This window comes from Streptomyces sp. NPDC006261 (genome assembly GCF_040613515.1).
Taxonomy (GTDB): Bacteria; Actinomycetota; Actinomycetes; order Streptomycetales; family Streptomycetaceae; genus Streptomyces.
The window spans coordinates 79,110-86,213 of the sequence record NZ_JBEXSI010000033.1; the positions used below are offsets into that span (position 1 = coordinate 79,110).

The window sequence follows — 7,104 nt, forward strand, 5'->3', positions numbered from 1 at the left end:
CCACCCCTCGCGCTACTGTCGCGCCTGCAATGACGCGAGATAGGCGTTGTACGCCGCCAGCTCCTTGTCGCCGTCGCGGTCGGCGGCCCGGTCCGAACGCTTGGCCGTGCGCTGCTCGGAGCGGTACCACTGGTAGACCAGCGCGATCAGGACCAGCACCGAGGGGATCTCGCTGAACGCCCATGCGATGCCGCCCGCCCAGTTCTGGTCGGTGAGGGCGTCGATACCGAGGGATGCGGGCGGGTTCTCGTACGTCTTGACCATCGGCGTGCTCGCCATCATCAGCGCGATCCCGAAGAACGCGTGGAACGGCATCCCGGCGAACAGCTCCAGCATCCTCATCACATAACCGGGCCGGTGGGGACCGGGGTCGACGCCCATGATCGGCCAGAAGAAGACCAGGCCGACGGCGAGGAAGTGCACCATCATCCCGATGTGGCCGGGCTTGGAGCCCATCAGGAAGTCGAAGACCGGCGTGAAGTACAGCGCGTACAGGCTCGCGATGAAGAGCGGGATGGTGAAGGCCGGATGCGTGATGATCTTCATGTACCGGCTGTGCAGCAGCTTCAGGAGCACCTCTCGCGGCCCGGTCCGCCCTCGCCCGGCGGGCGGCAGTGCGCGCAGCGCCAGCGTCACCGGAGCGCCCAGGAGCAGCAGGATCGGCGACAGCATGCTGATCACCATGTGCTGCACCATGTGCACGCTGAACATGACCATGCCGTAGTCGTTGAGCCTGGTGCACATCACCAGGGCGACGCTCAGCACGCCGATGACGAAGAAGACGATCCGGTTGACCGGCCAGCCGTCCCCGCGCCGACGCAGCCGCACCACGCCGTACGCGTACAGCGCGAGCGCCAGGACACAGCCGGTCAGGAAGAACGGGTCGGCGGAGAGCTCCAGCCCCCGTCCCAGCGTGAACGGCGGCAGATCCATGTTCATGCCGTGCCCGCTGTGGTCCATCTGTTCACTCCCGATGGGGACACGTCCCCGTTTCGTGCCGGTTGTCCGGTACAGCGTAGAACTGCCCCCGACCGCGCTCGCGGCCGGGGGCAGTTCTCGGGGACCAGGTGCTAGAGCACGCACTCCGCCTCGGCGTACCGCTCGGCCGGGACCGTCTTCAGCGTCTCGACCGCCTCCGCCAGCGGGACCATCACGATGTCGGTGCCGCGCAGCGCGGTCAGCATCCCGAACTCGCCCCGGTGCGCCGCCTCCACCGCGTGCCAGCCGAACCGGGTCGCCAGGACCCGGTCGTACGCGGTCGGCGTGCCGCCGCGCTGGACGTGGCCGAGGATGACCGGGCGGGCCTCCTTGCCGAGCCGCTGCTCCAGCTCCCCGGAGAGCTGCGTGGCCACCCCGGCGAACCGCTCGTGGCCGTAGATGTCCTTGACGCCCTGCTCGAACTGCATGGAGCCCGCGCGCGGCTTGGCGCCCTCGGCGACCACCACGATGGCGAACTTCTTGCCGGCCGAGAAGCGCTTGCCGACCAGCTCGGTCAGTTCGTCGATGTCGAAGGGGCGCTCGGGTACGACGATGGCGTGGGCGCCGGCCGCCATCCCGGAGTGCAGGGCGATCCAGCCGGTGTGACGCCCCATGACCTCAACGATCAGTACCCGCTGGTGGGACTCGGCGGTGGTCTTCAGCCGGTCCAGCGCCTCGGTCGCGACGCCGACGGCGGTGTCGAAGCCGAAGGTGACGTCGGTGGAGGCGATGTCGTTGTCGATGGTCTTGGGGACGCCGACGATGGGCAGCCCGGCCTCGGAGAGGAGGTTGGCCGCCTTCAGCGTGCCCTCGCCGCCGATCGGGATGATGGCGTCCAGGCCGAGGTCGGCGACATGGCCGCGGGCCCGCTCCACACCGTCCCGCAGATGCGCGGGCTGGACCCGGGAGGAGCCGAGGATCGTGCCGCCGCGGGCCAGGATGCCGCCCACGGCGTCGAGGTCGAGCTTGCGGTAGTCGGCCTCCAGCAGGCCCTTCCACCCGTCGTGGAAGCCGATGACCTCGTCGCCGTGGTCCACCACCGCGCGGTGCACGACGGAACGGATGACGGCGTTGAGGCCGGGGCAGTCGCCGCCGGAGGTGAGTACGCCAATGCGCATGGCCCGGAAACCTTTGCAACGTTAAGTCGACGACCGGACCACGTCGTCCGGTTGGATCCCCGCCACCCTACCGGCGCAGGGTGGCGGGACCGAACCGTCCGTCCGCCTGCTGGACTCCGCTCAACCGAGCGGAAAACCCCTCATCAGGCGGGCTGTGTCGCCGACGCGATCCGCTCCGCGCGCAGCGCCTCGTACCAGCGGTCGTCCGTGGGCGGCAGCGCGTTCACGTCGAGCGCCAGCTTCAGCAGGTGATCGGCGATCTGCGGGTTGCGGGCCATCACGGGGCCGTGCATGTACGTCCCGAAGACCGTGTCGTTGTACGCGCCCTCCGTGCCGTCCCCGGTGCCGTTGCCCCGGCCCAGCCGGACCCGGGCGAACGGCCGTGCCGTCGGGCCGAGATGGGTGACGCCCTGGTGGTTCTCGAAGCCGGTCAGCGCCTCCAGGCCGAGGTGCGGGTCGATGTCCGCCAGTACGTCGCCGACGCACCGGGCACCCTCGCCGCGGGTCGAGACCACGTCGAGGAGACCGAGGCCCTGCTCGCGCTCACCGAGGTCGTTGACGAACTCGTGGCCGAGGATCTGGTAGCCCGCGCAGACCGAGAAGATGATCGCGCCGTTGGAGGCGGCCCGGCTCAGCCCGCCGTCGCGGCGCAGCCGCTCCGCCGCGAGGCGCTGGGGCCGGTCCTCACCGCCGCCGATCAGATAGATGTCGCCGGACGTCGGCACCGGCTGGTCGCTGCGCACGTCGACGCGCTGCACGTCCAGACCGCGCTGCCGGGCCCGCCGCTCCACGACCAGGGCGTTGCCCTGGTCGCCGTAGGTGCTGAGCAGGTCGGGGTAGACCCAGACCAGACGCAGACCGTTGTTGCTCATGCTTCGTCCTCTCCGGAGGTGGCCGGGGCCGGGGTCAGTTGCCGACACGACGGCGCAGATCCTGGAAGGCGGTGTAGTTGGCGATGACCTCGATGCGACCGGGCGGGGCGTACTGCACGGCCTCGTCGAGGTTCTCGCAGACCCGGAAGTCGAGACCGGCCACTTCGAGGCGGACCGCGAGGTCGAGCTTGCGGTCGCCGAGCACGAAGATCGGGTGACCGGCCAGCTGGGTGTAGTCCACGTCCCAGAGCCAGGAGGTGTCCGTGCCGTCCGCGCCGCGGGCGTTGACGGAGAGGATCACCGGCGTCGGCGGCGGGTCGATCAGCGAGAACGTCTCCAGCCAGCCGGCCGGGTTCTTCGCCAGCAGCAGGCGCAGCTCACGGTTCTGGAAGGTGACGACGTCGTACCGTCCGGCGACCGCCTGCACCTGGTACATGCGCTCCAGCGCGACCTGCGGCGGCACACCGAAGACGGCGGCGACGGCGGCCGAACTGGTGGCGTTCGCCTTGTTGGCGCGGCCGGGCAGCTGGAGATGGATCGGCCAGGCCGAACCGTGCGGGTCCAGGACGTAGTCGCCGTTGAGCGCCCAGCTCGGGGCGGGGCGGCGGAAGCCGCACTGCCCGCAGAACCAGTCCTCGCCGGGGCGCTGCATCACACCGCCGCAGGACGGGCAGGACCAGGCGTCGTCCTTCCACGCCTGACCGGCCGCCACCCACACCACGTTGGGCGAGGAGGAGGCCGCCCAGACGACCAGCGGGTCGTCCGCGTTGGCGATGATCACGGCCTTGGAGCCGGAGAGGCCCTCGCGCCAGTGCTCGGCCATCATCCGGGTCTCCGCCGCGCGGTCCAGCTGGTCGCGGGAGAGATTGAGCAGCGCGATCGCCTTGGGGGTGGTGTCGCGGGCGACGCCGGCGAGATACTTCTCGTCGACCTCGATCACGCCGAACTTCGCGTCCGAGCCGCCGGCCAGCGCCGAGGTGATGCCCGCGGGCATGTTCGCGCCGAGCGCGTTCGACACGACGGGCCCCGCGGCCCCCAGTGCCTCGGCGATCAGCCGGGTCGTCGTCGTCTTGCCGTTCGTCGCCGACACGAGGATCACGTCCAGGTGCTGCGCCAGCCGCCCCAGCAGGTCGGGGTCGAGTTTGAGCGCCACCCGGCCGCCGATCACCGACCCGCTGCCCCGCCCCGCGGCGCGTGACACCGCCGCCGCGGCCTTGCCCGCCGTCACGGCCAGCTTGGCCCGCGGCGACAACGGCTCCGTGTTGCCTGCCATCGTCCTAGATCCTCCTTGCATCGGTCCGCGCCCAGCCTATCGATGTCCGGCGCGGCGACCGCACCGCGGCACCACGGGAACTCACCGGCCGCGGCGGAACGTACGCTTGCCGCCATGCGAAACCGCCCGATCCCCGGCAGTTCCGGACTCGTCCGTGAGATGAGTCTGCTCGGCGACCCGTTGCTCCACCGCGCCTGTGAGGACGTCACGGAGTTCGGGCCTTCGCTCGCGAGGCTGGTCGAGGACATGTTCGCCACGATGTACGCCGCGCAGGGTGTCGGGCTCGCCGCCAACCAGATCGGCGTCCCGCTCAAAGTGTTCGTCTACGACTGCCCGGACGACGACGACGTCCGTCATCTGGGACACGTCGTCAACCCCGAACTGGTCGAGGCGGACGGACTCACCGTACGCGGACCGGAGGGCTGTCTGTCACTTCCGGGTCTGGAAGCGGGCACGGAACGCTTCGACCACGCGGTGGTCGAGGGCTTCACGATGACGGGTGAGCCGGTGCGGATCGCGGGAACGGGGTGGTTCGCCCGGTGCCTCCAGCACGAGTGCGACCACCTGCAGGGCATGGTCTACACCGACCGGCTGACCGGCCTGCGGCGGTCCCGGGCGCTGCGGGCGGCGCGCCGGGCGCCGTGGGCCCGCGAGGACGGGGCCTAGAACCCCGGGCCGCCCTTGACGTCGCGGTCGCCCGCCTCCGCCAACCGCCCCCACAGCAGGTCGGCGAGGCTGCGCACCAGCCGCTCGCGGGAGCAGGGCCGGTCGGCGAGCCACCAGTCGCCCGCCGCGTGCATCATGCCGACGATGCCGTGGCCCCAGATGCGCGCCATCTGCTCGCCGTCCGGCCCCAGGTCCACGCGCTCGACGATCACCTGCCCCAGCTCCTCGCCGAGGCGGCGCAGCAGCGGGGCGGAGTGGCGGCCGACGTCGAAGCCCTGCTCGGCGGAGAGGGCGGCCTCCGCGGAGGTGGCGGAGTCGTCGGACGGATGCATCAGGAAGCGGTAGACCTGCGGGCGGGCCTCGATCGCCGCGAGATAGGTGTCGAGCGTGGCCTCGACCCGCGCCCGTCGCTCGGCGGGGGCGTCCAGGGCCGCGCGCAGGGCGCTCAGAAGGGCGTCGGTATGGCGCTTGGCCAGCGCGCGGTAGAGGCCGCCCTTGTCGCCGAAGTGGCGGTAGAGGATGGGCTTGGTGATCCCGGCCTCGGCGGCGATCGCGTTCATCGACGCCTGCGGGCCGTCCCTGAGCACCACCCGGTCCGCTGCTTCGAGCAGTTCGCGGCGACGGGCCTCGGCCGCGGTCCGCTGTCGCTCGGCGCCGCGTGTGGTCTCCATGTCGTCTCTCCCACCCCTGGCCATGCTGTTTCTTCACGTCTGCTTCTTCGCGCCTGCGCAACGTAACACCACGCCCTGCGCCCTTGTCGATCAGCTCCGGGGCGGTTGACAGCGGCTACTGTCCGGTAACAGACTGCGGTTACCGCAAGTAACGCATGCTTCTCACGGCAATGCATGGAGGGGAACATGGCCGAGTTCACGCTCGATCTCAACGACGACCAGAAGCAGGTCCGTGACTGGCTTCACGGCTTCGCGGCGGATGTGATCCGCCCCGCGGCCTCTGAGTGGGACGAGCGCGAGGAAACGCCCTGGCCCGTCATCCAGGAGGCGGCCAAGGTCGGCATCTACTCCCTCGATTTCTACGCCCAGCAGTTCTTCGACCCTACGGGGCTCGGCATCCCCATGGCCATGGAAGAGCTCTTCTGGGGTGACGCGGGTATCGCCCTCTCCATCGTCGGCACGGGCCTGGCGGCCGTCGGCGTCCTCGCCAACGGTACCGAGGAGCAGATCGGCACCTGGATCCCGCAGATGTACGGCGACGCGAACGACGTGAAGGTCGCCGCCTTCTGCTCCTCCGAACCCGACGCCGGATCCGACGTCGCCGCGATGCGCACGCGCGCGGTCTACGACGCGGCCAAGGACGAGTGGGTTCTCAACGGGACAAAGACCTGGGCGACCAACGGCGGCATAGCCAACGTCCACGTGGTGGTCGCCGTCGTCGACGCGGACCTCGGCTCCAAGGGCCACGCCTCCTTCATCGTGCCGCCGGACACCCCCGGCCTCTCCCAGGGCCAGAAGTTCAAGAAGCACGGCATCCGTGCCTCGCACACCGCCGAGGTGGTCCTGGAGGACGTCCGCGTCCCCGGCCACTGCCTGCTGGGCGGCAAGGAGAAGCTCGACGAGCGGCTCGCCCGCGCCCGGGAGCGCGCCAGGTCGGGCGGCGAGCGCGTCAAGAACGCGGCGATGGCCACCTTCGAGGCCTCCCGCCCGGCCGTCGGCGCCATGGCCGTGGGCACCGCCCGAGCGGCGTACGAGGTGGCCCTCGACTACGCGAAGACGCGCAGCCAGTTCGGCCGCCCGATCATCGACAACCAGGGCATCGCCTTCCAGCTCGCCGACATGCGTACTCAGATCGACGCGGCCCGGCTGCTGGTCTGGCGCGCCTCCTGGATGGCGACCACCGGGAAGCCCTTCACGTCGGCGGAGGGCTCCATGTCGAAGCTCTACGCCAGCGAGACCGCGAAGAAGGTCACCGCGCAGGCGATCCAGATCCTCGGCGGCAACGGCTTCACCCGGGAGTACCCGGTGGAGCGGATGCACCGGGACGCAGCGATCTACACCATCTTCGAGGGCACCAGCGAGATCCAGCGCCTGGTGATCGCCCGGACACTGTCGGGTATGCCGATCCGCTGACGTACACACGCAAGGGGGCCGCCCCATTGACCTCGATCTTCTCCAGGAGCGGGAAGGTGACGCCGTACGTCGTGGAGCAGAAGGTCTCGATCTCCTCGGCGCTCCCCGGCTCC

Annotated in this window: 7 protein-coding genes and 1 pseudogene; 2 read left to right on the forward strand and 6 right to left on the reverse strand. The window is 70.4% G+C overall.

The features are described from left to right. Nucleotides 1–12 precede the first annotated feature (12 nt). The 4 genes from ABZ154_RS22215 to ABZ154_RS22230 all read right to left on the reverse strand — a co-directional run bounded on the left by ABZ154_RS22215 (nt 13) and on the right by ABZ154_RS22230 (nt 4,241). Entirely contained in the window at nt 13–960 is a 948-nt protein-coding gene (locus ABZ154_RS22215) for a cytochrome c oxidase assembly protein (RefSeq protein WP_356835135.1), read from the reverse strand. Between the two features lie 110 nt (nt 961–1,070). After that, complete coding sequence (locus ABZ154_RS22220; RefSeq protein ID WP_073881335.1) at nt 1,071–2,096, reverse strand: 6-phosphofructokinase; 1,026 nt, start codon at nt 2,094–2,096, stop codon at nt 1,071–1,073. 143 nt (nt 2,097–2,239) lie between these two features. Beyond that, a complete protein-coding gene (locus ABZ154_RS22225) occupies nt 2,240–2,968 on the reverse strand; it encodes a glutamine amidotransferase (RefSeq protein WP_356835137.1) in 729 nt (242 codons plus the stop codon). Between the two features lie 34 nt (nt 2,969–3,002). Continuing rightward, a complete protein-coding gene (locus ABZ154_RS22230; protein WP_356835139.1) occupies nt 3,003–4,241 on the reverse strand; it encodes a MurT ligase domain-containing protein in 1,239 nt (412 codons plus the stop codon). A 114-nt stretch (nt 4,242–4,355) separates the two neighbouring features. On the opposite strand from ABZ154_RS22230, the gene def reads away from it, so the two are divergent. Beyond that, complete coding sequence (def, locus tag ABZ154_RS22235) at nt 4,356–4,907, forward strand: peptide deformylase (protein WP_356835140.1); 552 nt, start codon at nt 4,356–4,358, stop codon at nt 4,905–4,907. Here the strand turns inward: def and ABZ154_RS22240 are convergent. Next, on the reverse strand, nt 4,904–5,578 hold the full coding sequence (locus ABZ154_RS22240; protein ID WP_356835142.1) for a TetR family transcriptional regulator: 675 nt from the start codon (nt 5,576–5,578) through the stop codon (nt 4,904–4,906). The two genes, def and ABZ154_RS22240, sit on opposite strands and share 4 nt — an antisense overlap. A 186-nt stretch (nt 5,579–5,764) precedes the next feature. Between ABZ154_RS22240 and ABZ154_RS22245 the strand changes: the two genes are divergently transcribed. Continuing rightward, complete coding sequence (locus ABZ154_RS22245) at nt 5,765–6,991, forward strand: acyl-CoA dehydrogenase family protein (protein ID WP_356835144.1); 1,227 nt, start codon at nt 5,765–5,767, stop codon at nt 6,989–6,991. Between the two features lie 13 nt (nt 6,992–7,004). On the opposite strand, the pseudogene ABZ154_RS22250 reads toward ABZ154_RS22245, so the two are convergent. Then, nucleotides 7,005–7,104 (reverse strand): annotated as a pseudogene (locus ABZ154_RS22250) (glutathione peroxidase); the annotation flags it as partial.

Coding starts and splice junctions, on each gene's coding strand:
- ABZ154_RS22215 (WP_356835135.1), bottom strand. CDS start 960: ATGGACCACAGCGGGCACGGCATGAACATGGATCTGCCGCCGTTCACG.
- ABZ154_RS22220 (WP_073881335.1), bottom strand. CDS start 2,096: ATGCGCATTGGCGTACTCACCTCCGGCGGCGACTGCCCCGGCCTCAAC.
- ABZ154_RS22225 (WP_356835137.1), bottom strand. CDS start 2,968: ATGAGCAACAACGGTCTGCGTCTGGTCTGGGTCTACCCCGACCTGCTC.
- ABZ154_RS22230 (WP_356835139.1), bottom strand. CDS start 4,241: ATGGCAGGCAACACGGAGCCGTTGTCGCCGCGGGCCAAGCTGGCCGTG.
- def (WP_356835140.1), top strand. CDS start 4,356: ATGCGAAACCGCCCGATCCCCGGCAGTTCCGGACTCGTCCGTGAGATG.
- ABZ154_RS22240 (WP_356835142.1), bottom strand. CDS start 5,578: ATGGAGACCACACGCGGCGCCGAGCGACAGCGGACCGCGGCCGAGGCC.
- ABZ154_RS22245 (WP_356835144.1), top strand. CDS start 5,765: ATGGCCGAGTTCACGCTCGATCTCAACGACGACCAGAAGCAGGTCCGT.